Origin of the sequence: Pseudomonas moraviensis, assembly GCF_900105805.1 — a bacterium.
Lineage (GTDB): Bacteria > Pseudomonadota > Gammaproteobacteria > Pseudomonadales > Pseudomonadaceae > Aquipseudomonas > Aquipseudomonas moraviensis_A.
The window spans coordinates 1,729,556-1,751,966 of the sequence record NZ_LT629788.1; the positions used below are offsets into that span (position 1 = coordinate 1,729,556).

Consider the following 22,411-nt stretch of genomic DNA (forward strand, 5'->3'; position numbering starts at 1 on the left):
GATGTCTGCGCTACACGATCAGGGCTCGCCCACGTTATCCCTCGAAGCACTCACGCAACTGCTTGAAGCGATTTTCCTGCGCCACGGCACTTCCAGCGATGTCGCCCGGGTACTGGCGGCCAACTGTGCCGGCGCCGAGCGCGATGGCGCCCATAGTCATGGTGTATTCCGCATGCCCGGCTACGTCTCGACCCTGAAAAGCGGCTGGGTCAATGGCCACGCAGTGCCGCAGGTCGAAGACGTCGCGCCCGGTTTTGTCCGGGTCGACGCCGGCAATGGTTTTGCCCAGCCCGCGCTGGCCGCTGCGCGAGCATTGCTGGTGGAAAAGGCGCGTCACGCCGGGATTGCAGTGTTGGCGATTCGTAACTCGCATCACTTCGCCGCGTTGTGGCCGGATGTCGAGCCGTTCGCCGACGAAGGTCTGGTGGCGCTGAGCGTGGTCAACAGCATGACCTGCGTTGTCCCGCATGGTGCCGACCGGCCGCTGTTCGGCACCAATCCGATCGCCTTTGCCGCGCCACGAGCCAATGCCGCCCCGATCGTTTTCGACCTGGCCACCAGTGCCATCGCCCATGGCGACGTGCAGATCGCTGCGCGCAAAGGCGAAAAACTCCCGGCCGGGATGGGCGTCGACAGCTTGGGTCAGCCCACCCAGGATCCCCGGGCGATTCTCGAAGGCGGTGCATTGCTGCCGTTTGGCGGGCACAAGGGTTCGGCGCTGTCGATGATGGTCGAGTTGCTGGCAGCGGCGTTGACCGGTGGCAATTTTTCCTTCGAGTTCGACTGGTCCAACCATCCCGGCGCAAAGACTCCGTGGACGGGGCAGTTATTGATTGTGATTGATCCGAGCAAAGCCGCGGGGCAGAGTTTTGCCCAGCGCAGCGAGGAACTGGTGCGACAGATGCACGGGGTCGGGCTCAAGCGGCTGCCGGGGGATCGGCGGCATTGGCAGCGCAGTCGGTCGATGCTGGAAGGGATTACCCTGGATGAGCAGACATTGGCGCAGTTGCGGGAATTGGCGGGGGAGTGAATTTATCCGCAGACATAAAAAAAGCGAACCGTAAGGTTCGCTTTTTTGTGGCGCTTGTACTCAGCGACGACCGAGCAGCAGGCCCACCACCAGGCCGAAACCGGCGGAGATCGCCACGGTCTGCCATGGGTGGCCGCCGATGTAGTTTTCGGTAGCTTCAACGGCGGGTTTGGTGCGGTCGCGCACGCTGGATACCGAGTCCAGCGCCTGCTGCAGTTTCTGGGCGATCTGGGCACGCAGCGTTTCCGCTTCTTCGCCGACCAGTGAAGCGCTGCTCTTGAGCAGTTTGTCCGATTCTTCGATCAGAGCCTGAAGCTCGCTGAAAGCTTGATCCTTGATTTGCTCTTCGGCAGCTTGCGAGGCGGTTTTACGGGCCATTGGGTGACTCCTTGCAGTTGAATGGACAGTGACCAATGGAGTGTAGCGGTCGACGAAAAGTTGCATGTCATTCGTACCGAAGGGAAAAACCTGCACCGGAGGTTTCCGCCGAGCGTGTAAGATGTCGCCATTTTACGCAGCAGGATAAATCCCCATGAGTTTCAATCTGGCCGACAAATCCCTCGCAGAGCGCGCAGCGCTGGAAGATGAGAAATCCCGTCTGTTCGAACTCTGGCAGAACAATCTGGGCAAAGCCAAGGGCGAAGCCGCGCGTCTGTTTGGCGAGCGCTCCAAGCGCAAGGGCAAATGGGCCGAGTGGGTTCGCGCCGAACTGGACGGCATGTCGCCGCCGGAGTTTGCCAACATGGTGCGCAGCGAAGTCAATCGGCTGATGGCGGCGAACAAGTAAACCGCGTCACGCCTGGCCGAACGTCGCGGCAATCGCCTCGCGAACCTTCACCAGCACCGGATCGATCTGCGTGCTGGTGCGCCAGCCCAGTTCGATCGGATAGCGCGGCAAGGCCAAGGGGCAGGGCAGCAATGCCAGCCCGCTCAGTCCCGCGATGCTCGCCGCGGCGTGGGCCGGAATGGTCGCCACCGCCTGACTGCCCTTGAGCAGAAAGGGCAGCGCGGCAAAATGCGTGGTCGAGGCGCAGACCCGGCGGCTCAATCCCACGGCCGCCAAGCCTTCATCGGTGATGCCGATAAAGCCACCCGATGACACCAGAATGTGCTCGCGGGCGACGAACTCCTGCAACTCGATCTGCTGCTGGCCCGGCGCGAGACTGTCGGGATCGACCAGGCACGCGTAGCCACCTTCCGCCAATACCTGACGACTGAGCAGACGCTCGGCAAACCCGCCGGCGGTGATTGCCAGGTCAATGCTGCGTTCCATCAACGCACGGGCGACGATCTGGCTGTGGGTCTGGCGAAAGATCAGCCGCAGTTTAGGTGCGCGACGAGCGATTTCCTCGATCAAGCGGCGCCCGTAGGCAATTTCAAAATCATCTGACAGACCGATCGCCACCGAGCGCCCGTCATAGTGGTTGGCCGCCGGATCGAGCATGGCCAGGCTCTGTCGGCATTTGTTCAGCGCATCGCTGATCACCGGTTTCAGCTGGTTGGCCTGCAGGGTTGGCGCCAGACCGCGCCCGGTGCGCACGAACAACTGATCGCCATAGACCTCGCGCAAGCGGCGCAACGCGGCACTTACCGCCGATTGCGTGACGCCAAGGCGCAGGGCGGCGCGGCTGGCGCTGGACTCTTCGTGCAGCGCTTCAAAGACTTTCAGCAGGTTGAGGTCGACGTCGGCGATATTCATTTGGCTCATATCATTCAGCAGCGGACAGGGCTTTATTCATGATCGCGTGACGCTGGAGAATCGGCAACACCTGAACCTGATGGAGTAAACAGCATGCCCAGATCGATTATTGCCGCGCTGCAGATCGGCGCCTTGCCCGGTGGCAAAGGCGAAACCCTCCAGCAAATCCTTGGCTGGGAGAACGCGATCATCGAATCCGGCGCGGCGCTGGTGGTGATGCCCGAAGCCTTGCTCGGGGGCTATCCGAAAGGCGAGGGTTTCGGCACGCAACTGGGCTATCGCTTGCCTGAAGGGCGTGAGGCCTTCGCGCGTTATTTTGCCAACGCCATCGATGTGCCCGGCGCCGAAACTGAGGCGCTGGCCGGATTGTCGGCGCGCACCGGGGCCAATCTGGTGATCGGTGTCATCGAGCGCGCCGGCAGCACTCTGTATTGCACGGTGCTGTATTTCGACCCGCAGGCAGGGTTGATCGGCAAGCACCGCAAACTCATGCCCACCGGCACCGAGCGGCTGATCTGGGGCAAGGGCGATGGCTCGACCTTGCCGGTGTTCGACACCCAGGTCGGCAAGCTCGGCGCGGTGGTGTGCTGGGAAAACATGATGCCGCTGCTGCGCACGGCGATGTATGCCAAAGGCGTCGAAGTCTGGTGCGCACCCACCGTGGACGAGCGTGAGATGTGGCAGGTCAGCATGCGCCACATCGCCCACGAAGGCCGTTGCTTTGTGGTCAGCGCTTGTCAGGTGCAGGCCTCGCCGAATGAGTTGGGCGTGGAGATTGCCAATTGGCCAAGTGACAGGCCGTTGATTGCCGGCGGCAGCGTTATCGTCGGACCGATGGGTGACGTACTGGCGGGACCGCTGCGTGGCGAGGCGGGGTTGCTTACGGCGGAGATCGACACGGATGAGCTGATCCGTGCGCGGTATGACTACGACGTGGTGGGCCACTATGCGCGGCCGGATGTGTTTGAGTTGACCGTCGATGAACGTGCGAAGCCGGGGGTGCGGTTCAACACATAACCCCGGACTGGCAAAAATCCCTTGTAGGAGTGAGCCTGCTCGCGATAGCGGTCTGTCAGATATATATGCATTGCCTCACACACCTCTATCGCGAGCAGGCTCACTCCTACATGGGGGCTGTGTAGCGGCTAACTACCAGGTCGCAGCACTCGCCTTGGGCAAACTCAACTTGCCGCTGTCGGTAAAGCGCATCGTGCCAAACACCCCGCCGGCCAGTTTGCCGCGCAGCACGTAGGGCAAGTTATCGAGGCTTTGCGTCTGGCTCAGGCCGAGGGTCTGGCGCAGGAACGAGAACGCCGAGACGCTGACCGGCACCGTGACAATCGCTTCAGAGAAACGCGGGATCGAACCGCTCTGATCGCTCACACCGGAAGCCAACGAATGACCATTGACCTCCAGATCCAGGGCGATGCCGTTGTAGTCGATCGCCGTCTCATTGGGATTTTGCACCCGCAGCTTGATGGCAAAGCGCACTTCCAGTTCCTGGCTCGGCAACGGTTCGAGGCCGACCACGTTGATGTTCACCGGATCGCGGTGAGGAAACAGCGCGCAGGCACTGAGCGACAGCAGCAGGAGCGACAGGATGACGGCGTGGACGCGGCGCATAAAAATCTCTCGACAAAAAAGGGCTGAACCGTTGCCGGTGCAGCCCTTTTTTTCAAGGCTCGACGTCAGCGGTTCAATTGTGCGACAGCCGCCGGTTGACCGGGTTCAGCTTTGGCGGCGACGTCGGGGTTTTCCATGACCTGCAGAATCGATGCTTCCGGATCGAAATCGTCCTCTTCCAGCTCAATGAATTCTTCCGGCAGAAAGATGTTCAGCACGATAGCGCACAAGGCGCCGACGGTGATCGGCGATTCGAAGATGTTGCGCAGCGCTTGCGGCAGCTCGCGCAGCACTTCCGGTACGGCGGCGATGCCAAGGCCCATGCCCAGCGAAATCGCCACAATCAACATGTTGCGTCGATGCAGGCCGGCCTCGGCGAGGATCTTGATCCCGGCCACGGCGACGGTGCCGAACATCACCAGCTCAGCGCCGCCGAGTACCGGTTTTGGCATCAGTTGCAGCACCGCGCCGATCATCGGGAACAAACCGAGCAACACCAGCAGGCCGGCGATGAAAAACGCCACGTACCGGCTGGCCACGCCGGTCAACTGGATCACGCCGTTGTTCTGCGCGAAGGTCACCATCGGCATGCTGTTGAACACCGCCGCCATGGCCGAGTTGAGACCGTCAGCGAGCAGGCCGGATTTGATCCGGCGGATGTACAACGGGCCTTTGACCGGTTGCCGCGAGATCATCGAGTTGGCGGTCAGGTCGCCGGCCGCCTCCAGCGGAGATACCAGGAAAATCACCGCCACCGGCACGAACGCTACCCAATCGAAGTTGAAACCGTACTTGAACGGCACCGGTACGCTGACCAGCGGCACTTCGGGCATCGCAGCGAAATCCACCGTGCCCATCAGCCAGGCCACGACGTAGCCAAGGGTCAGGCCGATGACGATCGCGCCCAGGCGCAGAAAGGGCACGTCGACGCGGTTCAGGACGACGATAGTGCCGATCACCAACGCTGCGAGAAAGATATGGCTGGCCGCGCCCAGATCCGGCGCGCCGAAACCGCCGGCGATATCAGTCATTGCCACTTTGATCAGCGACAGGCCCATCAGGGTGATGATCGTGCCGGTCACCACCGGAGTGATCAGCATGCGCAGCTTGCCGATGAACTGGCTGAGTACCACTTCGATGAACGCGGCGAAAAAGCACACACCGAAGATCGTCGACAGGATTTCATCAGTGCCGCCGCCGCGCGCCTTGACCATGAAACCGGCGCTGAGAATCACACTGATAAAGGAAAAACTGGTGCCTTGCAGACACAGCAGACCCGAACCGACCGGGCCGAAACGCTTGGCCTGAACGAAAGTGCCGAGCCCGGAAACGAACAGCGCCATGCTGATGAGGTAAGGGATTTCACTGTGCAGACCGAGGGCGCCGCCCATGATCAGGGTCGGGGTGATGATGCCGACGAAGCTCGCCAGTACGTGTTGCAGCGCGGCGAACACGGTGGCGGTCAGGTGCGGACGGTCGTTTAGGCCGTAGATCAGGTCGTTGTTGCGCGGGGCTTTATCGGAGGCGGTCATGGTCAGGTGCGCGCCGCGAGGCGGGGCCGGGTCAGAAAATGGGTGCGCAGAATGCCGCAAGCGGACGGCGAGGGCAACGAGCAATAACTGCCTGAAAGGTCAGGTTTTACTGCTCTGTGGGAGCGAGCCTGCTCGCGAAAGCGGTCTATCAGTGAATATTTGTATCGGCTGACACGACGCCTTCGCGAGCAGGCTCGCTCCCACATGCGGATCATTCACGTGCCTCGACCAGCAATGGAAAACCGCCCATGGCATACTCCCGCGCATGACTTTCGACTCCCCCCTCAGTGCTTGGCAAAACGCCGTTGACCACAAGGGTTTCATCCAGGATGAAGCCCAGGAACACGCGGTCTGGGCCTTGCAGAAATGCCACGAAGCCTTGCACGCCGGTGCCCGTTCGGTCAGTGGCGTGTACCTGTGGGGGCCGGTCGGGCGCGGCAAGACCTGGCTGATGGATCAGTTCTATCAGACCCTGCGCGTGCCGGCCCGGCGTCAGCACTTTCATCACTTCATGGGCTGGGTGCATCAGCGGTCGTTTCAACTGAGCGGCATCGCCGATCCGCTGCGCGCGCTGGCCAAAGAACTGGCTGGCGAAGTGCGCGTGCTGTGTTTCGATGAACTGTTCGTCAATGACATCGGCGACGCGATCATTCTCGGGCGTTTGTTCCAGGTGATGTTCGACGAAGGCGTGGTGATCGTTTGTACGTCCAATCTGCCGCCGGATGATCTGTACGCCGACGGCTTCAACCGCGATCGCTTCACCCCGGCGATTACGGCGATCAAAGCGCATATGCAGGTGGTGGCGGTGAATGGCGCCGAGGATCATCGCCTGCATCCGGGGGCGATCGAACAGCGCTATTTTGTCAGCGCAACCGATTCGCCGAGTGCGCTGGATGGCGTGTTCAAATCACTGGTTTCCAGTGAAATCTGCAGTGATGAGCCTGTCGCCGTGGGTCATCGCATGCTGAACGTGGTGCAGGCCAGCGAATCCGTGCTGTGGTGCCGTTACCGTGATCTGTGCGAACAACCTTTCGCCGCCATGGACTTCATCGCGCTGTGTGATCGCTACCGGGCTATTCTGTTGAGCGAAGTGCCGAATCTGAGCGCGCAGAAACGTGAGGGGCGCATCGCGCGCGGCACCGAAGATGGCGCGCAACGTGTGGTGGCCGGCGACCGCGAGCTGCCACAGTTGTCGGTGCATGACGACGGCGTGCGGCGTTTTATCGCGCTGGTCGACGAATGCTACGACCGCAAAGTGCCGCTGTACGTCGAGGCCAGCGTGCCGATGGACGCGCTGTACACCGAGGGCTATCTGGAATTCCCGTTCCGTCGCACCCTCAGCCGCTTGCAGGAGATGCAGTTGCAGCGTTACGCCGAAGCTTGAAAGGAGGGCGCCGACATGAGCCAACCGCTGTCCCATCATTTGCTGACCATGGCCTATCAGAATGCCTGGGCCAATCATCGCCTGGCCAAGGCCTGGAGCCAGCTCGACGCGGCGGACCTGGCTGCGCCAAGAGTGAGTTTCTTTCCCGGCATCCGCCTGACCCTCAACCACATCCTCACTTGCGACTGGTTCTACGTCGACGCGCTCGAACGGGAATTGCGCGGTGACGAGCCGCACCCTGACTGCTATGTGTTCTTCAATGCGGACGAGCCGTTTACCGACGCCGCCGCGCTGCGTGAAGAACAGGCACATGTCGACCGTCGTCTGATCGCATATTGCGAACAACTGCGCGATGCCGATCTGCCGCGAATCGTCACCATCGCCCGCGAAACACCGCAACACGACAGCCGCTTGCGCATGCTTTCGCACCTGTTCGAACACCAGATCCACCATCGCGGCCAGGTGCATGCGATGCTCAGCGGCACGACGGTCAAGCCACCGCAGCTGGATGAGTTTTTCTGCGCCGGCGAGCGTGCACTGCGTGCCGAAGACTTCGCTGAACTGGGCTGGACTGAAGAGTTGATCTGGGGCCACTGACCGCAAAAGATCGCAGCCTCGTTGCACTCGTCAGCTCCTACAAATAACCCTGTGCAGGTTCTGGATAAAGGCTTTGCAAGCCTGAAAAGCCCCTCACCCTAACCCTCTCCCAGAGGGAGAGGGGACTGACTGAGTCGAATTTACGAAATACGCCGACCTGAACCATTGGGGTTGAATTCAGGATTTGAATTGCACGCGAATCAGCTCCCTCTCCCTCGGGAGAGGGCTGGGGTGAGGGGCGAATTCACCGCTGATCACGAGCCGGACACATATCCGCCCTACCATAAAAAAAGGCGCCCCAGGCAGGGCGCCTCAACTGTCATCTCCCGGGCCAGAGCGGAGCCACGGAAGGTCCATCGGTTGCTCGGTAAAACTCAGTCGCGATAAGCCTCGGTCACCTGCGCCGTCTGGTCAGCGGGCACGCGAATTTCTTTCGCATTGGCGTCGCTCTTCTGCTCGCTCTGGGCGTGCTGGACCGGGAAATTGTCGTAGTAATAACGCATGCGCTCAGCGCCGCCTTCGGCGAAGACGCTGGCAGAACCCAGGGCAAACAGCCCGGCAAGCATTGCGGTAGTGATTTTCATGGTGCCTCCTACTGAACAAGTGGAGCCGTTCGTCCATGAAGCAGATCTCGGAAGAGAGTCTGGGAGGCCTGAATTAACGCGGGGTTAACGCTCGTTCAGTGAAGGTTTTGCAGCGTGTTGCGGGGAGATAGCTGACAGACTCCGGGCCCTTGAACAAAAAAAGCCCTGCATCTTTCGACACAGAGCTTTTCAAGGGATCAGGCCGGGAGATCTTCAATGACTCTCGTGCCTGCAGTTCCCGACGCGATGTTACCGCTCCACCGCGTCCGCGATAGTCGTTTCGGGTTTCTTCGGCTTCATCAAACTGAAGTCAATCAACGCGCGTTTCGCCGTCTGGTACGGATCGCCAATCAACAGCTTGCGCGGCACGAAGCTGTCGCTGACCAGGCTCTTGCTGCGATCCAGTTCATCTGAGCTCAACCCGGCCAGATCGGCCCAGGTATGGATGAACTGCGAGCTGCTGTACGGGCGGCTGAGGTCGCCGGCGAAGTTCCAGTCGTGGTTTTCCTTCCACTTCGGCGAGGCCCAGGCCATGAACGGGATGGTGTACATCGGCGCGGTCGGTTTGTTTTCGTTGCGGCCCAAGGTGCTGTGGCCAGCCGAGTCGAAGACGTCTTCGCCGTGGTCGGAGAGGTACAGCAAGAAGCCGTTCGGATCGGATTTGGCATAATCCTTGATCAGGCTCGACACCACGAAATCGTTGTACAGCACGGCGTTGTCGTAGCTGTTGTAGGTCGGCAGTTGATCGTCACGCACGCCGGCCGGTACGCCCTGGCGATCGTGAAACTTGTCGAAGGTTGGCGGATAGCGATACTGGTAGCTCATGTGCGTGCCGAGCAGGTGCACGACGATCAGCTTGCGGGGCGCCGCATCGGCCAGCGCCTTGTTGAACGGCTCGATGACATCGCCATCGTACTGCGCGGCGTTCTGGTTGCGGTTGTTGTTCAGGTACACCTGTTCGTCGGCCTGTTCGGAGAAGGTCGTGAGCATGGTGTTGCGCTTGGTCATGGTCTGCTGGTTGGTGATCCAGAAGGTCTTGTAACCCGCCTGTTTCATCACGCTGACCAGCGATGGCGTCGACAGGTACAGATCCGGATTCTGCTCATCGGCGAAGGTCAGCACCTGCTGCAACGCTTCGATGGTGTAGGGGCGCGGGGTGATGACGTTGTCGAAGATCGCCAGTTGATCCTTGAGCTTGTCCAGTTCCGGCGTGGTGCTGCGCGGATAACCGTAGAGGCTCATGCGCTGACGGTTGGTCGATTCACCGATGACCAGCACCAGGGTCGCCGGCTGCCCGGCCGATGCGTCCTTGAGGTTTTTCAGCGGCGGGATCTGGCTCGCGCTGTCGAGCATGCCCTGCATGTCGGCGAGGGTTTCCTGATAGCGGTGATACGCCACGGCCATCTGCCATGGCACCGCTGGCTCGATGCGGGTCTCGAATTTCTCGAAGCCTTGGGCGAAGGTGCCCATGCGCAGGGTTTGCTTGACCAGCGGATAGCCGACCACGGCGATGACGATTGCCGTCGCCGCTACCAGCGCGCGACCACGTGGCATGTACACCGGGCGCAGGCGCGTCCACAAAAAGTACGCGAAGGCGGTATGGGCGAGGAACGCCGGGATCATCCACCAGGCGAAATACTGCGTCATGTACTCGCCGGCTTCCGACACGTTCGACTCGAACATGATGAAGATGACGCTCTGCGAGAATTCCTGCTGATAGATGAAGAAGTAACCGAGGCTGGCCATCGAGCAGGCCCACAGCACCACGCCGATGATCGCCGCGAGCAGGCGAGTCTGTCTGGGGAACAGCAACATCGGCGCCAGCCACAGCGCGCTCATCACGAAGGCCTGACGGAATCCGGTGAAGCCGGATGTGCCGGTCAGCTGGATCAGCAGTTGGGTGATACCCGAGAAGTACCAGAAGAAAACGAACAGCCAGATGAATCCGGCCCAGTCGAAACCGGTTGCAGTCGTTTTGCTGCGTTTGAACAATGCCATTCAGCGCTCCAGCTCAATCATCAAACCCACGCCGGAAAGCTTCCATGACACCGACGAACAGAGGCCGTACGCGCAGGTACGGCCAGAATGGGGCGGAGTATCCCCAAGGCAATGTGAAAGATTTGTTAAGCGCCGCTTTTATCTGGCATCAAGCGGTCAGAGGTGCAGTGTGTCGGGAACGACGGGCGCCGCTCCCGAAGCAGGCGGGGGTCAGGCGTGGCGCGCGCGCTGCACAACCGGGCGTGGTTGCGGCTGCGAGCCCTGGGTCAGTGCGCGCAATTGCGCCAATTCGTGCTTCAACAGGTCGCGCTCGTCTTTCAACTCGCGCAATTCGTCGCGACGGATCGTAACGTAGAGGGTTTGTGGCGGCATTGCTGTGTGTACTGTGCCCATTGCTCACCTCGCAAATGGCGTGCATCAACTGTAAGTCACTCCTCGTTCCGAGGCGCTTGACTTACTATCGGCGCCAATTTTGATTTCTTTTGCCCAAGAAGGGAACTTTTTTATTTTTCATGGTCGGTGTGTCTTCGGCAGGATTCGGGGCGTTATCACTCTGGATCGGGCACAATGCCCGGAAACTTCATCGCAACGCTCTGGACTAACCTCCATCAGTCGCGTTGGGCTATAACCAATGACACACATTTATTTGTAGTAAGGAGCATCAGCACATGCAACTCGGGATTATTGGACTGGGCCGCATGGGCGGCAATATTGCGCGACGTCTGATGCTCAACGGGCACACCACCGTTGTTTACGACCGCAATACCGCTTTCATCGATAACCTGGTCGCCGAGGGCTCCACCGGCGTCGCCGACTTGCCGGCCCTGGTCGCCGGCCTCGACAAGCCACGCGCTGTCTGGGTCATGTTGCCGGCCGGCGCGCCGACCGAAGACACCATCAACACCCTGAGCGAACTGCTCGAACCCGGCGATACCATCATCGACGGCGGCAACACCAACTATAAGGATGACATTCGTCGGGCCAAGACTCTCAACGAGAAAGGCCTGCACTACATCGACGTCGGTACCTCCGGCGGCGTCTGGGGCCTGGAACGCGGTTATTGCATGATGATCGGCGGCGACGCCGAAACCGTGCAGCGCCTCGACCCGCTGTTTGCCGCACTGGCGCCGGGCATGGGCGACATCCCGCGCACCAAGGATCGCAAGTCCGATGACCACCGCGCCGAGCACGGCTACATCCATGCCGGTCCTGCCGGTGCCGGGCACTTCGTCAAGATGATTCACAACGGCATCGAGTACGGCATGATGGCCGCGTTCGCCGAAGGCTTCGACATTCTCAAGACCAAATCCAGCGAACGTTTGCCGGAAGATCAGCGTTTCGACCTGAACGTGGCCGACATCGCGGAAGTCTGGCGTCGTGGCAGTGTGGTTTCTTCGTGGCTGCTCGACCTGACCGCCGATGCGCTGGCCAGCGATCCGAAGCTCGACGGTTTCTCCGGCTCGGTAGCCGACAGCGGCGAAGGCCAATGGACCATCGAGGCGGCCATGGAGCAAGCGGTGCCGGTGCCGGTGCTGTCCAACTCGCTGTTCTCCCGTTACCGCTCGCGCGGGCAGGGCACCTTCGGTGACAAGATCCTGTCGGCACAACGCTTCGGCTTCGGCGGCCACGTGGAGACAGCGAAAAAATGACCCGTACGATCCGCAGAAAATCCAAGGCAGAACCCGCACCACCGACCACGCTGTTTTTGTTCGGTGCCCACGGCGACCTGGTCAAGCGCTTGCTGATGCCGGCGCTGTACAACCTAAGTCGCGACGGCCTGCTCGACGACAATCTGCGGATCGTCGGCGTTGACCACAACGCCATTACTGATGAAGCCTTCGCGCAGAAGCTCGAAGACTTCATCCGTACCGAAGTCGCGGCGAAGGTCGGCAACGGCGATCAGATGCTTGATCCGGCCTTGTGGGCCAAGCTCGCCAAAGGTATCAGCTACGTCCAGGGCGACTTCCTGGACGACAGCACTTATTCAGCGCTGGCGGCGAAAATCGCCGACAGCGGCACCGGCAATGCGGTGTTCTACCTGGCCACCGCGCCGCGTTTCTTCAGTGAAGTGGTGCGCCGGCTCGGCAGCGCCGGTTTGCTTGAAGAAACTCCCGAAGCGTTCAGAAGGGTGGTGATCGAGAAGCCGTTCGGCTCCGATCTGCAGACCGCCGAAGCCTTGAACGCGTGCCTGCTCAAGGTCATGAGCGAGAAGCAGATCTACCGGATCGACCATTACCTGGGCAAGGAAACCGTGCAGAACATTCTCGTCAGCCGGTTCTCCAACAGCCTGTTCGAAGCGTTCTGGAACAACCATTACATCGACCACGTGCAGATCACGGCGGCGGAAACCGTCGGCGTCGAAACCCGTGGCAGTTTTTACGAACACACCGGCGCGTTGCGCGACATGGTGCCCAATCACCTGTTCCAGTTGCTCGCCATGGTGGCCATGGAACCGCCAGCTGCGTTCGGCGCCGATGCGGTGCGGGGTGAGAAGGCCAAGGTAGTGGGGGCGATTCGTCCCTGGACCACCGACGAAGCGCGAGCCAACTCGGTGCGCGGCCAGTACAGCGCCGGCGAGCGCGACGGCAAGCCGTTGAACGGTTATCGCCAGGAAGCCAACGTCTCGCCCGACAGCAGCACCGAAACCTACGTGGCGCTGAAGGTGATGATCGACAACTGGCGTTGGGTCGGCGTGCCGTTCTACCTGCGCACCGGCAAGCGTATGAGCGTGCGCGACACCGAGATTGTCATCTGCTTCAAACCGGCGCCGTATGCACAGTTCCGCGACACCGAAGTCGATGAGTTGCAGCCGACTTACCTGCGCATCCAGATCCAGCCGAATGAAGGCATGTGGTTCGACCTGCTGGCCAAGCGGCCGGGGCCGGCGCTGAACATGGCCAATATCGAGCTGGGTTTTGCCTACAAGGATTTCTTCGAGATGCAGCCTTCGACCGGTTATGAAACCTTGATCTACGACTGCCTGACCGGCGATCAGACGCTGTTCCAGCGTGCCGACAACATCGAGAACGGTTGGAGAGCCGTGCAGCCATTCCTTGATGCCTGGCAGCAGGACGCCAGCGTCGAGTTGTATGCGGCCGGCGACGATGGCCCGCAAGCAGCGGAAGATCTCCTGACTCGCGATGGCCGCGTCTGGCATGGTCTGGGATGAGTGACTTGACGAAACAACCCATCGGTTTTCTGCTCAGCGATATGGACGGCACCTTGTTGCTGCCGGATCACACGCTGAGCCAACGCACCATTGCCGCCGTGCGCTCATTGCGCGAGGCCGGCGTGCTGTTCAGCCTCGCCAGCGGGCGTCCACCCAAAGCCATGCTGCAGCAGATCGAGGCGCTGGGCGTTGATCTGCCGACAGCGGCATTCAATGGCGGCACCATAGTCAAACCGGACGGCACGCTGTTGGCCGCGCATTATTTGCCGGCAACCACGGCGCTGATCGCACTGGCACTGTTTGCCGATCAGCCGGACGTGGAAGTCTGGGTGTTCAGCGGCGGCGACTGGCTGCTCAAGGACCCGCACGGGCCGATGGTCCCGCGTGAACAGAGTGGCCTCGGCTATCCGCCGGTGGTGGTGGAGAGTTTCGAACCGTATCTGCAGCGGATCGACAAGATCGTCGCCACCAGCAATAACACTCAGTTGTTGATCGAACTGGAGGCGCAGCTGTTGCCGAAGGTCAACGGCATGGCCCAGGTGTCGCGCTCGCAACCGGTGTATCTCGACGTCACCGCGCTGGAGGCCAACAAGGGCACCGCGCTGACGGCGATTGCCGAATATCTCGGCGTGCCGCTGGAGCAAACGGCGGTCATCGGCGACGGCGGCAACGACCCGGCGATGTTCAAATGCGCCGGGTTGTCGATTGCCATGGGGCAGGCGGAAGAAGCGGTCAAGCGCCAGGCCGACGTCGTCACCGCACCCAACACCGAAGACGGCGTGGCGCAGGCGATCGAAAAGTACATTCTCCCGCACTGATTCACACAGAAAAAACTGTAGGAGTGAGCCTGCTCGCGATGGCGGCGTATCAGCAAACGAAATGGTGGCTGACACACCGCTATCGCGAGCAGGCTCACTCCTACATGGGGTTTGCAGTGTCAGTTACAGCCAGTAGCTCACCGCATACCAGCCCAGCAAGCCCATCACCATGGTGTAGGGCAGGGCCATCCACACCATGCGCCCGTAAGACAAACGCACCAGCGGGGCGATCGCCGAGGTCAGCAGGAACAAAAACGCGGCCTGACCGTTCGGCGTCGCCACACTCGGCAGATTGGTCCCGGTGTTGATCGCAATCGCCAATGTCTCGAAATGCTCGCGACTCATGTGCCCGGCAAGAAATGCCTGTTTCACTTCGGTAATGTAAATGGTCGCGACAAATACGTTGTCGCTGATCGCCGAGAGCAGACCGTTGGCGATGAACAACATCCCCGGCTGTTGATCCACCGGTAACGCCAGCACCCACTGGATCAGCGGGGCGAACAGTTGCTGATCATGAATCACCGCTACCACGGCAAAAAACACCACCAGCAGTGCGGTAAACGGCATCGCATCCTTGAACGCGCTGCCCAAGCGATGTTCGTCAGTGATCCCGCTGAACGCAGTAATCAAGACAATCACCATCAAACCGATGAGCCCGACTTCGGCGAGATGGAACGCCAGGCATCCAATCAGAATCAGCGCCGCCGCCCCCTGCACCAATAGCGCTGCGGTCTGCCGGGGCGTACGTTCGGCATCGTCCTGGGCAGCATAGTTGGCCAGCACGGCGCGCACGTTATCCGGCAGCAGCGTGCCATATCCGAACCAGCGCAGTTTTTCCAGCAACACACAGGTCACAAGACCGGCCGCCAGCACCGGCAGCGATACCGGGGCGATCTTCTGGAAGAACTCGCCAAAATGCCAGCCCATCTCATGGCCGATCAGCAGGTTCTGCGGCTCGCCAACCAACGTGCAGACGCCACCGAGCGCTGTGCCGACTGCGCCGTGCATCAACAGACTGCGCAGGAAAGCGCGAAATTGATTGAGGTCTTCGTGGTGCAGCGTCGGCAGGTGGCGGTCGTCACTGAACTCGCTGTCCTGACGCGGATCATTGCCCGAGGCGACCCGGTGATAGACCGAATAAAAACCCACCGCCGCACTGATGATCACCGCCGTCACGGTCAACGCATCAAGAAACGCGGAGAGGAATGCCGATAAAAAGCAGAACATCAACGCCAGGATGGCTTTCGAGCGCACGCCCAGTAGCAGTCGCGAAAACAGAAACAGCAGCAGATCCTTCATGAAGTAAATACCGGCCACCATGAACATCAGCAGCAGGATCACCGGAAAGTTGTGCAGCAACTCGTCATACAGCGCTTGCGGCGTGGTCATCTTCAGCAACAGCGCTTCAATCAACAACAGACCGCCCGGCATCAACGGATAGCACTTGAGCGCCATGGCCAGGGTGAAGATGAACTCGATCACCAACAGCCAGCCCGCCGCGACCGGGCCGACGGTGAACAGCACCACGGCATTGAGAATGAGGAAACCGACAATGGTCGCCTTGTACCAGCGTGGCGACTGCCCGAGGAAGTTGTGCGCGAACGCCTGGGCCATTGAACCGGACATCGGCTGCTCCTTTTATTAAGAAGCGCGAAAGTTGCCGGATGTTTCAGGGAAGATCAAGGTCTCGGGATGCGATTGCTTGAGAACGATCGTGCGTTGCCAATCCGTAGCGATCACCCTGAAACAGATCCACGGCGCCGTGGCGTCGTGGATCTCTGATTACCTCAGCGCTGATGCAGTGAACGACGCTTAGAGCTTCGACGAAACGACTCTGATCGCCCAAGGTGCAGACAGTCGCCCCGTATCGGATTTACAGCGCAAAGTATGCACATGATTAACGGCCAGATCCGTGATGGTCGCGCTGTAGACACCGTGTTCATCGACTGCGAAGGGGACAAGATTGTTGTTGTAGTCAACAATCCACCCCGTCTCGTGAGGGATACCCGTACCGACAACAGTGACAGCTCTATCAGTCGTGATGCCTTGATTCTCGATCTCCTGAAACTGCTCCTGACCGATGACGAACTTGATTGCCAGCACACTCGGTTTGGTTACCACAACCCGCCATGACGGCGATACGAGCCCGGTGGGGTCCCTTGCGACAAAGAGTTGCGTGCCTGGTTTAAGGTCTTCGAGTCTGGCGCTCCAGTGCCCGTTTGGGTCGATGTTCAGAAGCTTGATCACCGTGCCGTTGTTCAACAGGTCCACGGTTCGACCAGGTGTGCCCCGGCCAATGAAGTTCAGTTCATTATGAAATGTTCTCTGACCGTCGTTGATGGGCTCTCCGTCAGGTCCGTATACCGTTTCAATTACCGGCGCGGTCACTCCCTCGACGATGACCGTCCATGGCGGCGAAATGTCCCCGCCAACATTGGTCGCTGTGTACGAATGCGGCCCGGGCAGCTGAGCGGGCAGTTTGGCGATGAAGAGGCCTCGCAGATCAGCATAAGCCGAGGTAACGGGTTGCCCCCAATCCCATATCTCAACATATTCTCTCGGAGAGGCCGAGCCGCTGATTGTCAGATTGCTGTCGTAGCTGATGCCACCGTCCTGTATGAAATCACCTCTACCGTTGGTGACCTCGCGTATCTGGAGACCACTGCCTGTCGCAGGATTGGCCGGGGCATCGGCAGGCGTTAGCGGTGCCGATAATTTCTCTTGATCAGTCATCTCGAAATTCCTTTTTTCGGTCGTACACGCAGCCATTTGCGTGCCCGGTCATCTGATCCCTGATCGAGGTGCCCGTCTACTGTCAGAAATTACAGGTAGGGCTATCTAGCCGACGGACGGCAACGTCCCGGTGCAAGTGTTGATTCAGTGATTCAGATAACGCGCGACCATCGCCCGGTAGTTGCCATCCAGCGAAGACCCGCCGACGACAATGGCGCCGTCAGTTTGTACGGTCAGCGAATTGGCTGTATCGAGACTTCGGCCCAGCCGCGTGCGCAGCCAGCCATGGCCTTGGCCGAATTCCGGATCGAGGCTGCCATCGCGTCGATACCGGGCGACCATGAAGTCGGCTTCCACCCCACCGATGGTCGCGCCTACCGCAACAAGGCGGCCGTCAGGCATGCGCTGAGCGGCATTCCATTGGCAACCGCTGGCGCCGATGTCCAACACCAGAGGCAGGCCATGGTGGCAGTGCAAGTCCGGTCGACCGTTTGCGTGCAGGACAAACGTCAGGCAGCGGATCGGATCGCGGCTGCTGCCGAAACAAAAAAGCCTGTCGTCGGACTCGATGATCTGACTGACCTGAGCGCTTTTGTCATGGGCCTTGAAAGCCATGAAGCCGTCGACGGCAAAGCGCTCGTCCAGGCTTCCATCAGCCCGATAAACTGCCAGCAGGCCTTGCTGCGGAAAGTCAATGGACCCTGCGACGACGATGCGCCCGTCCTGCTTCAACAGCAGCGTGCTCAGCCAGGTATTGAGCAACAGGTGGCGGACCATCACAAATCCGCGCCCGTTGAAGGATTCGTCCAGACAGCCATCGGGTTGCAGGCGAATCAGCATTCCGGCGTGATCGGCGAGGCTGAAATGATGGTTGGCGATCAGCAGAATGCGGCCGTCTTCCTGCACCGCAAAATCGCAGGCTTCGACACCCGGCACGCCCGGCGGCAGCCAAGTGTCGCGAGTGCCCATGGACAGCTCGCCGGGCAGCCGCACGACCTGGAGGCCGTCATCGCCGAAGGATCGGTCTGGCTGACCGTTGGCATGAAACAGGGCGAGGGAGGGCAGGGTGCGATGGTTGTTTTCATAATGCAGGCCGGCCAGCAGAATCCTCCCGTCAGGTAACACCTGGACCTTGCCGGCCCTGGCTTCGAAACCCTCGATGAAGCTGCCGATTACGCTGCCCTGACTTCCAAAGGACAGATCGGCCGAACCATCGGCCAGCAGCCGTGCCAGGCCAAGACGACTTCCTTTCGGCGTGCCGACCTTCGCGGCAACCAGAATCCGGCCCCGGGCATCCAGCGCGACATGCTGGGTCTGGCTGGACAGACTACCGGCGAAATACACCTGGGCAACACCGCCGATGGCGAATGTCGCGTCTAGCGAACCGGGGTTGTTCCATGCAGTGGGCAGCGCATAAGTGTTGAGGGTGGACATGCACGCGTCTCCTTGCGAGTGAACCCATACCCAATGAGTGGGCGGCTGACTGCACGAGCGAAACATTCAATCCCTGAACCGCGAGAAGTACAACTGGAAGAACTAACAGAACGACGGTCGCACTGTGCCAGAACAGTGTCTTGTTGAACCAGTCGGAAGCGAGCCAAGCATTCAGGCAGGACCTGACCCGGGAAGTTACGGTTTTGCCAAATGAAAAGGGCGGATGACTCTATGTCATCCGCCCTTGTTCGATTATCAGTGTGGCATCGACCACGATTGCAGTTTGTGGCCATCTTCGCTCAGCTCGGCGCGGGCCTGCTGCAGCAGTTGTTCGAGTTGCGCCGGGTCAGAATAGGCGCTGCTCGGGATCTGTTTGCGACCAATGTGGGAATTGGTGCGGTCAACCACGGTCAGGCTCAGTTCGCCATTGCCGTCTTGTGGCGCCCAGGCCACGCACTGGAAAGGCTTGAAGGCGTGGTTGGCAATCAAAAGAGCTTCGTTGATACGCAGCGGGGCAGTCATGGGGTCTTCTCTCTATTGGCGCCCAATCAAGTGAGGGGCCGTCGGTTGGGCTTACCGTGCGGCCGGTTACTTGTACTGATGCACGCAACCGGGGGGCGGGTCACAACTGAAACAAAGAAATTTCAGGTTCTTTACAGGAGTCGAGTTCAGGTCAGTGATGTTTTTCATGACCGAACACCGCGCTGGATTCACCCCTCACCCCAGCCCTCTCCCCGAGGAGAGGGAGCCGATTTGTGGGCTCTTCAGACCCGCGTTCGACTCGGTATTGCACGTCGGCGTACCTCGCACAAACACCTCGGTCAGTTCCCTCTACCTCTGGGAGAGGGTTAGGGTGAGGGCTACTGTCTGACACACTACGAATAGTCGATAGCTAACTAACAACCAACTTTCTTATAACGCTTTTAATAAGCCTCCTATAAGCAATCGATACAAGCCTCCGTCAAAATCTTGCTAGTGTTACAACCGGGACAGCCAAATGACTGTTTTTACAATCATTTATTATATTTGGCGCCAAGGAACAGTCATGAGCGAAGCGCCTGCGTCGAGACGTTTACTGGTGGTCGATCCCTGCGACGACTGTTACCGGCTTTTGCCCGGTTTGCGCGCGGTGGGCTGGGATGTCGACAGTTGTACCTTGGAAAATGCCGCCGATCGCGCCTGTGACGTCGGCCTGCTACGCCTGCAGCCTTTTCATCTGGAACGCCCTGAAGCCGTCAAAGAACTGATCAGCCGCAGCGGCACCGAATGGATCGCCGTGCTCAACCAGGAAGTACTGCGCCTACAAAACGTCGGCGATTTCGTCTGTGAATGGTTCTTCGATTTCCATACCTTGCCCTTCGATGTCTCCCGCGTACAGGTCACCCTGGGTCGCGCCTTCGGCATGGCGCGTCTGCGTGGTCAGGGCACGATTCATGTCGACCAGCCGGAACACGAACTGCTCGGCGACAGCAAACCGATCCGCGAACTGCGCAAGCTGCTGAGCAAACTTGCGCCGACCGAATCGCCGGTGTTGATCCGTGGCGAAAGCGGCACCGGCAAGGAACTGGTGGCGCGCACCCTGCATCGCCAGTCCCAGCGTCACAGCAAACCGTTTGTAGCGATCAACTGCGGGGCCATTCCCGAGCATTTGATCCAGTCCGAGTTGTTCGGCCATGAAAAGGGCGCTTTTACCGGCGCGCATCAGCGCAAGGTGGGGCGCATTGAAGCAGCCAATGGCGGTACGTTGTTTCTTGATGAAATCGGCGATTTGCCGCTGGAGCTGCAGGCCAATCTGCTGCGTTTTCTGCAGGAAAAACACATCGAGCGGGTCGGCGGCAGTCAGCCCATCCCGGTTGATGTGCGAGTGCTGGCGGCGACCCACGTTGACCTGGAAGCGGCGATCGAGAAGAAGCGCTTTCGCGAAGACCTGTATTACCGGCTGAACGTGCTGCAAGTGGTGACCGCACCGCTGCGTGAGCGCCATGGCGACCTGTCGATGCTGGCCAACCACTTTTCGCATTTCTACAGCCATGAAACCGGGCGCCGGCCTCGCAGCTTCAGCGAAGATGCCTTGATTGCCATGGGCAAACATGACTGGCCGGGGAACGTACGGGAACTGGCTAACCGGGTCCGGCGCGGTCTGGTGCTGGCGGAGGGTCGGCAGATCGAGGCGCGGGATCTGGGTTTGATCAGTCAGCACTCGGTCGCTACGCCGATGGGCACGCTGGAGGATTACAAGACCCGGGCGGAACGGCAGGCGTTGTGTGATGTGTTGAATCGGCACAGTGATAATTTAAGTGTGGCCGCGAAAGTCCTCGGAGTTTCACGGCCTACTTTTTATCGGTTGTTGCATAAGCATCAGATTCGTTAACTGGCTGAAGATCAAAGGATCGCAGCCTTCGGCAGCTCCTACAGGGATTACGTAATCCGAATGCAGGAGCTGCCGAAGGCTGCGATCTTTTGCTTTGCTTTAGAAGTAATACGGGAATTTCAGGCTGAACGAGAAGTCCGGCGCATCGTCAGTCATGCCGATCGACAAGTTCGGCACGATCGTCAGGTTGTCGGTGGCCGCAATGGTCATGCCGACGTTGAAGTAACCGGCGTTGGCGTCACTCGACACCACCGACTCCCAATCGCCGCCGTCCTGTTTCAGCTTGCTCTTGCGTTGCACCAGGTCGGAAACGGAGAACGACATACTCATCTTCTCATTGAGCGCGAAGGCGATGCCGGCGCCGATCTGGAAGCTGTCGCCGATGCGCACTTTGCCTGGGGTTTTCTGGTTGACCGTGGAACTGATGTCGTCGAACGACTCCTCGAGGTTATGGGTGTAGGAAAGGCTGCCGAACAACACCGCCGGGTCAAACGTCTTGACCAGCGAGATGCCCGGGGTGATCGACCAGACGCCGTTGCCGGTGGGCAGGGTGTCAGGGACGAACAGGTTGGAGTTGGCGTCGGTCTGGCGCAGCTTGATGCCGAACGGGTCTTTGCCGGTCGGCGCCTTGACGCGCAGGGTGACGACGGCGTCCGGGGTGTTGACCGACTCGTCGAGGAACTTGTAGGCGATACCGAAGTTGACGTCGCCAATGGTTGGATCCTTGGTCACGGTTTCTTCGGTGGTGACACCGGCCGCGCCCTGGTTGCCGCCGCCGGACTGATACGTCGACTCGCGATACACCACCGGCACGTTCAGGTCGAACTGCCAGCGGTTGTCGAAGTTGTAGCGGCCGGTGAGGTCGAGGGTCCAGGTGTCGGCCTTGATCCGGTCGAGGTTGATGTTGCCGAGGAAGATCGAATCCAGCGCAAGGAAACCGTTGAGGATCAACTGGCGGGTGTCGTAGCGCGAATACGTCAGGCCGGTTTCGACGCTGAACTTGCCGCCGCCGAAGAAACCGCTGGCTTCGTCATACAGGTTGGAAACGCTCTGCGCCGGTTGCGAATCATCGGCCAGCGACTGACCGTAAGAAGCGCCGCTGCCCCCGGCGGCGCCTCCCGATGCGGCGGCCGCACCGGTGCCTGTGGCGGCTCCGGTAGCGACGCGATTGCCTTTCATGTCGGACGGCGATTTGGCCAGCCGTTTTGGCGGTGGGGCGGCGGGTTGTTCTTCTACCTGGCGAACCCGTTGTTCAAGTACCGCGAGCGCTTGTTGTTGTACTTCGTATCGTTGTTTCAGTTCCAGAAGTTCCCGTTTCAGGGCTTCTACATCGGCGTCGGGTGCTGCTTGCAGCATCGCCGCCGGGAGAAGGGTACTCAAACACACTGCAGCACGCAGTGATACTGATCGATACATGAATAAGCCGTCCCTTTAAGCCC

Annotated in this window: 21 protein-coding genes; 9 read left to right on the forward strand and 12 right to left on the reverse strand. The window is 60.0% G+C overall.

Annotation, left to right across the window (positions count from 1 at the left end):
• The first annotated feature begins 1 nt into the window (after position 1).
• Positions 2–1,030: an Ldh family oxidoreductase gene (locus BLU71_RS07965; RefSeq protein ID WP_083352749.1), complete on the forward strand. Its 1,029-nt coding sequence runs from the start codon at positions 2–4 to the stop codon at positions 1,028–1,030.
• A 60-nt stretch (positions 1,031–1,090) separates the two neighbouring features.
• Here BLU71_RS07965 and BLU71_RS07970 read toward each other — a convergent pair whose 3' ends face one another.
• Positions 1,091–1,408: a DUF883 family protein gene (locus BLU71_RS07970; RefSeq protein WP_042609889.1), complete on the reverse strand. Its 318-nt coding sequence runs from the start codon at positions 1,406–1,408 to the stop codon at positions 1,091–1,093.
• 154 nt (positions 1,409–1,562) lie between these two features.
• On the opposite strand from BLU71_RS07970, the gene BLU71_RS07975 reads away from it, so the two are divergent.
• On the forward strand, positions 1,563–1,817 hold the full coding sequence (locus tag BLU71_RS07975; RefSeq protein ID WP_003224595.1) for a hypothetical protein: 255 nt from the start codon (positions 1,563–1,565) through the stop codon (positions 1,815–1,817).
• Between the two features lie 6 nt (positions 1,818–1,823).
• Here the strand turns inward: BLU71_RS07975 and BLU71_RS07980 are convergent, their stop codons facing one another.
• Entirely contained in the window at positions 1,824–2,738 is a 915-nt protein-coding gene (locus BLU71_RS07980; RefSeq protein WP_042609890.1) for a LysR family transcriptional regulator, read from the reverse strand.
• 84 nt (positions 2,739–2,822) lie between these two features.
• Between BLU71_RS07980 and BLU71_RS07985 the strand changes: the two genes are divergently transcribed.
• Positions 2,823–3,746 carry a carbon-nitrogen hydrolase family protein gene (locus BLU71_RS07985; RefSeq protein ID WP_083352750.1) on the forward strand — a complete coding sequence of 308 codons (924 nt, stop codon included), beginning with the start codon at positions 2,823–2,825 and terminating at the stop codon, positions 3,744–3,746.
• A gap of 132 nt (positions 3,747–3,878) precedes the next feature.
• On the opposite strand, the gene BLU71_RS07990 is transcribed toward BLU71_RS07985, so the two are convergent.
• A complete protein-coding gene (locus BLU71_RS07990) occupies positions 3,879–4,352 on the reverse strand; it encodes an LEA type 2 family protein (RefSeq protein WP_042609892.1) in 474 nt (157 codons plus the stop codon).
• A gap of 65 nt (positions 4,353–4,417) precedes the next feature.
• Positions 4,418–5,884, reverse strand: a complete 1,467-nt coding sequence (locus BLU71_RS07995) for a nucleobase:cation symporter-2 family protein (RefSeq protein ID WP_042609893.1) — start codon at positions 5,882–5,884, stop codon at positions 4,418–4,420.
• A gap of 265 nt (positions 5,885–6,149) precedes the next feature.
• Here BLU71_RS07995 and zapE point away from each other — a divergent pair, with 265 nt between their 5' ends.
• Positions 6,150–7,268: a cell division protein ZapE gene (zapE, locus tag BLU71_RS08000; RefSeq protein WP_083352751.1), complete on the forward strand. Its 1,119-nt coding sequence runs from the start codon at positions 6,150–6,152 to the stop codon at positions 7,266–7,268.
• A 15-nt stretch (positions 7,269–7,283) separates the two neighbouring features.
• The gene (locus tag BLU71_RS08005; protein ID WP_083352752.1) at positions 7,284–7,865 is read left to right on the forward strand and encodes a DinB family protein; all 582 of its coding nucleotides are present in this window, start codon (positions 7,284–7,286) and stop codon (positions 7,863–7,865) included.
• Positions 7,866–8,239: 374 nt separating this feature from the next.
• Here BLU71_RS08005 and BLU71_RS08010 read toward each other — a convergent pair whose 3' ends face one another.
• From BLU71_RS08010 to BLU71_RS08020, 3 genes are all read right to left on the reverse strand, one after another.
• Positions 8,240–8,449, reverse strand: coding sequence for a hypothetical protein (locus BLU71_RS08010; RefSeq protein WP_064362234.1), 210 nt, complete (start codon positions 8,447–8,449; stop codon positions 8,240–8,242).
• Between the two features lie 249 nt (positions 8,450–8,698).
• Complete coding sequence (locus BLU71_RS08015) at positions 8,699–10,447, reverse strand: phosphoethanolamine transferase CptA (RefSeq protein ID WP_083352753.1); 1,749 nt, start codon at positions 10,445–10,447, stop codon at positions 8,699–8,701.
• 210 nt (positions 10,448–10,657) lie between these two features.
• Positions 10,658–10,840, reverse strand: a complete 183-nt coding sequence (locus tag BLU71_RS08020; protein WP_042609898.1) for a DUF6026 family protein — start codon at positions 10,838–10,840, stop codon at positions 10,658–10,660.
• Between the two features lie 275 nt (positions 10,841–11,115).
• On the opposite strand from BLU71_RS08020, the gene gnd reads away from it, so the two are divergent.
• The 3 genes from gnd to BLU71_RS08035 are packed head-to-tail and all read left to right on the forward strand — an operon-like array spanning position 11,116 to position 14,434.
• Positions 11,116–12,096, forward strand: coding sequence for a phosphogluconate dehydrogenase (NAD(+)-dependent, decarboxylating) (gene gnd / locus BLU71_RS08025; RefSeq protein ID WP_064362242.1), 981 nt, complete (start codon positions 11,116–11,118; stop codon positions 12,094–12,096).
• Complete coding sequence (zwf, locus tag BLU71_RS08030; RefSeq protein ID WP_042609900.1) at positions 12,093–13,616, forward strand: glucose-6-phosphate dehydrogenase; 1,524 nt, start codon at positions 12,093–12,095, stop codon at positions 13,614–13,616. The genes gnd and zwf overlap by 4 nt, the downstream gene beginning before the upstream one ends.
• Positions 13,613–14,434: a Cof-type HAD-IIB family hydrolase gene (locus tag BLU71_RS08035; RefSeq protein WP_083352754.1), complete on the forward strand. Its 822-nt coding sequence runs from the start codon at positions 13,613–13,615 to the stop codon at positions 14,432–14,434. The genes zwf and BLU71_RS08035 overlap by 4 nt, the downstream gene beginning before the upstream one ends.
• A gap of 123 nt (positions 14,435–14,557) precedes the next feature.
• On the opposite strand, the gene nhaB is transcribed toward BLU71_RS08035, so the two are convergent.
• The 4 genes from nhaB to BLU71_RS08055 all read right to left on the reverse strand — a co-directional run bounded on the left by nhaB (position 14,558) and on the right by BLU71_RS08055 (position 19,123).
• Positions 14,558–16,060, reverse strand: coding sequence for a sodium/proton antiporter NhaB (gene nhaB / locus BLU71_RS08040; RefSeq protein WP_083352755.1), 1,503 nt, complete (start codon positions 16,058–16,060; stop codon positions 14,558–14,560).
• 186 nt (positions 16,061–16,246) lie between these two features.
• Positions 16,247–17,167: a hypothetical protein gene (locus tag BLU71_RS08045; protein WP_083352756.1), complete on the reverse strand. Its 921-nt coding sequence runs from the start codon at positions 17,165–17,167 to the stop codon at positions 16,247–16,249.
• 144 nt (positions 17,168–17,311) lie between these two features.
• Positions 17,312–18,601, reverse strand: coding sequence for a hypothetical protein (locus BLU71_RS08050; protein WP_083352757.1), 1,290 nt, complete (start codon positions 18,599–18,601; stop codon positions 17,312–17,314).
• 255 nt (positions 18,602–18,856) lie between these two features.
• Positions 18,857–19,123 (reverse strand): hypothetical protein, encoded by a 267-nt coding sequence (locus BLU71_RS08055; RefSeq protein WP_016774677.1) that lies wholly within the window; start codon positions 19,121–19,123, stop codon positions 18,857–18,859.
• A 523-nt stretch (positions 19,124–19,646) separates the two neighbouring features.
• Here BLU71_RS08055 and BLU71_RS08065 point away from each other — a divergent pair.
• A complete protein-coding gene (locus BLU71_RS08065) occupies positions 19,647–20,972 on the forward strand; it encodes a sigma-54 dependent transcriptional regulator (protein ID WP_042609905.1) in 1,326 nt (441 codons plus the stop codon).
• 99 nt (positions 20,973–21,071) lie between these two features.
• On the opposite strand, the gene BLU71_RS08070 is transcribed toward BLU71_RS08065, so the two are convergent.
• Positions 21,072–22,388, reverse strand: a complete 1,317-nt coding sequence (locus BLU71_RS08070) for a hypothetical protein (RefSeq protein ID WP_042609906.1) — start codon at positions 22,386–22,388, stop codon at positions 21,072–21,074.
• Between the last annotated feature and the right edge of the window lie 23 nt (positions 22,389–22,411).

Excerpts from the sequence above, each read along its gene's own strand:
- BLU71_RS08045 (WP_083352756.1), bottom strand. The coding sequence starts at position 17,167 with ATGACTGATCAAGAGAAATTATCGGCACCGCTAACGCCTGCCGATGCC.
- BLU71_RS07995 (WP_042609893.1), bottom strand. The coding sequence starts at position 5,884 with ATGACCGCCTCCGATAAAGCCCCGCGCAACAACGACCTGATCTACGGC.
- BLU71_RS08010 (WP_064362234.1), bottom strand. The coding sequence starts at position 8,449 with ATGAAAATCACTACCGCAATGCTTGCCGGGCTGTTTGCCCTGGGTTCT.
- zapE (WP_083352751.1), top strand. The coding sequence starts at position 6,150 with ATGACTTTCGACTCCCCCCTCAGTGCTTGGCAAAACGCCGTTGACCAC.
- BLU71_RS07980 (WP_042609890.1), bottom strand. The coding sequence starts at position 2,738 with ATGAGCCAAATGAATATCGCCGACGTCGACCTCAACCTGCTGAAAGTC.
- BLU71_RS07970 (WP_042609889.1), bottom strand. The coding sequence starts at position 1,408 with ATGGCCCGTAAAACCGCCTCGCAAGCTGCCGAAGAGCAAATCAAGGAT.
- BLU71_RS08050 (WP_083352757.1), bottom strand. The coding sequence starts at position 18,601 with ATGTCCACCCTCAACACTTATGCGCTGCCCACTGCATGGAACAACCCC.
- BLU71_RS07985 (WP_083352750.1), top strand. The coding sequence starts at position 2,823 with ATGCCCAGATCGATTATTGCCGCGCTGCAGATCGGCGCCTTGCCCGGT.
- BLU71_RS07965 (WP_083352749.1), top strand. The coding sequence starts at position 2 with ATGTCTGCGCTACACGATCAGGGCTCGCCCACGTTATCCCTCGAAGCA.
- BLU71_RS08015 (WP_083352753.1), bottom strand. The coding sequence starts at position 10,447 with ATGGCATTGTTCAAACGCAGCAAAACGACTGCAACCGGTTTCGACTGG.
- BLU71_RS08055 (WP_016774677.1), bottom strand. The coding sequence starts at position 19,123 with ATGACTGCCCCGCTGCGTATCAACGAAGCTCTTTTGATTGCCAACCAC.
- BLU71_RS08070 (WP_042609906.1), bottom strand. The coding sequence starts at position 22,388 with ATGTATCGATCAGTATCACTGCGTGCTGCAGTGTGTTTGAGTACCCTT.
- BLU71_RS08020 (WP_042609898.1), bottom strand. The coding sequence starts at position 10,840 with ATGGGCACAGTACACACAGCAATGCCGCCACAAACCCTCTACGTTACG.
- BLU71_RS08065 (WP_042609905.1), top strand. The coding sequence starts at position 19,647 with ATGAGCGAAGCGCCTGCGTCGAGACGTTTACTGGTGGTCGATCCCTGC.
- zwf (WP_042609900.1), top strand. The coding sequence starts at position 12,093 with ATGACCCGTACGATCCGCAGAAAATCCAAGGCAGAACCCGCACCACCG.
- BLU71_RS07975 (WP_003224595.1), top strand. The coding sequence starts at position 1,563 with ATGAGTTTCAATCTGGCCGACAAATCCCTCGCAGAGCGCGCAGCGCTG.
- BLU71_RS08035 (WP_083352754.1), top strand. The coding sequence starts at position 13,613 with ATGAGTGACTTGACGAAACAACCCATCGGTTTTCTGCTCAGCGATATG.
- BLU71_RS08005 (WP_083352752.1), top strand. The coding sequence starts at position 7,284 with ATGAGCCAACCGCTGTCCCATCATTTGCTGACCATGGCCTATCAGAAT.
- nhaB (WP_083352755.1), bottom strand. The coding sequence starts at position 16,060 with ATGTCCGGTTCAATGGCCCAGGCGTTCGCGCACAACTTCCTCGGGCAG.
- gnd (WP_064362242.1), top strand. The coding sequence starts at position 11,116 with ATGCAACTCGGGATTATTGGACTGGGCCGCATGGGCGGCAATATTGCG.
- BLU71_RS07990 (WP_042609892.1), bottom strand. The coding sequence starts at position 4,352 with ATGCGCCGCGTCCACGCCGTCATCCTGTCGCTCCTGCTGCTGTCGCTC.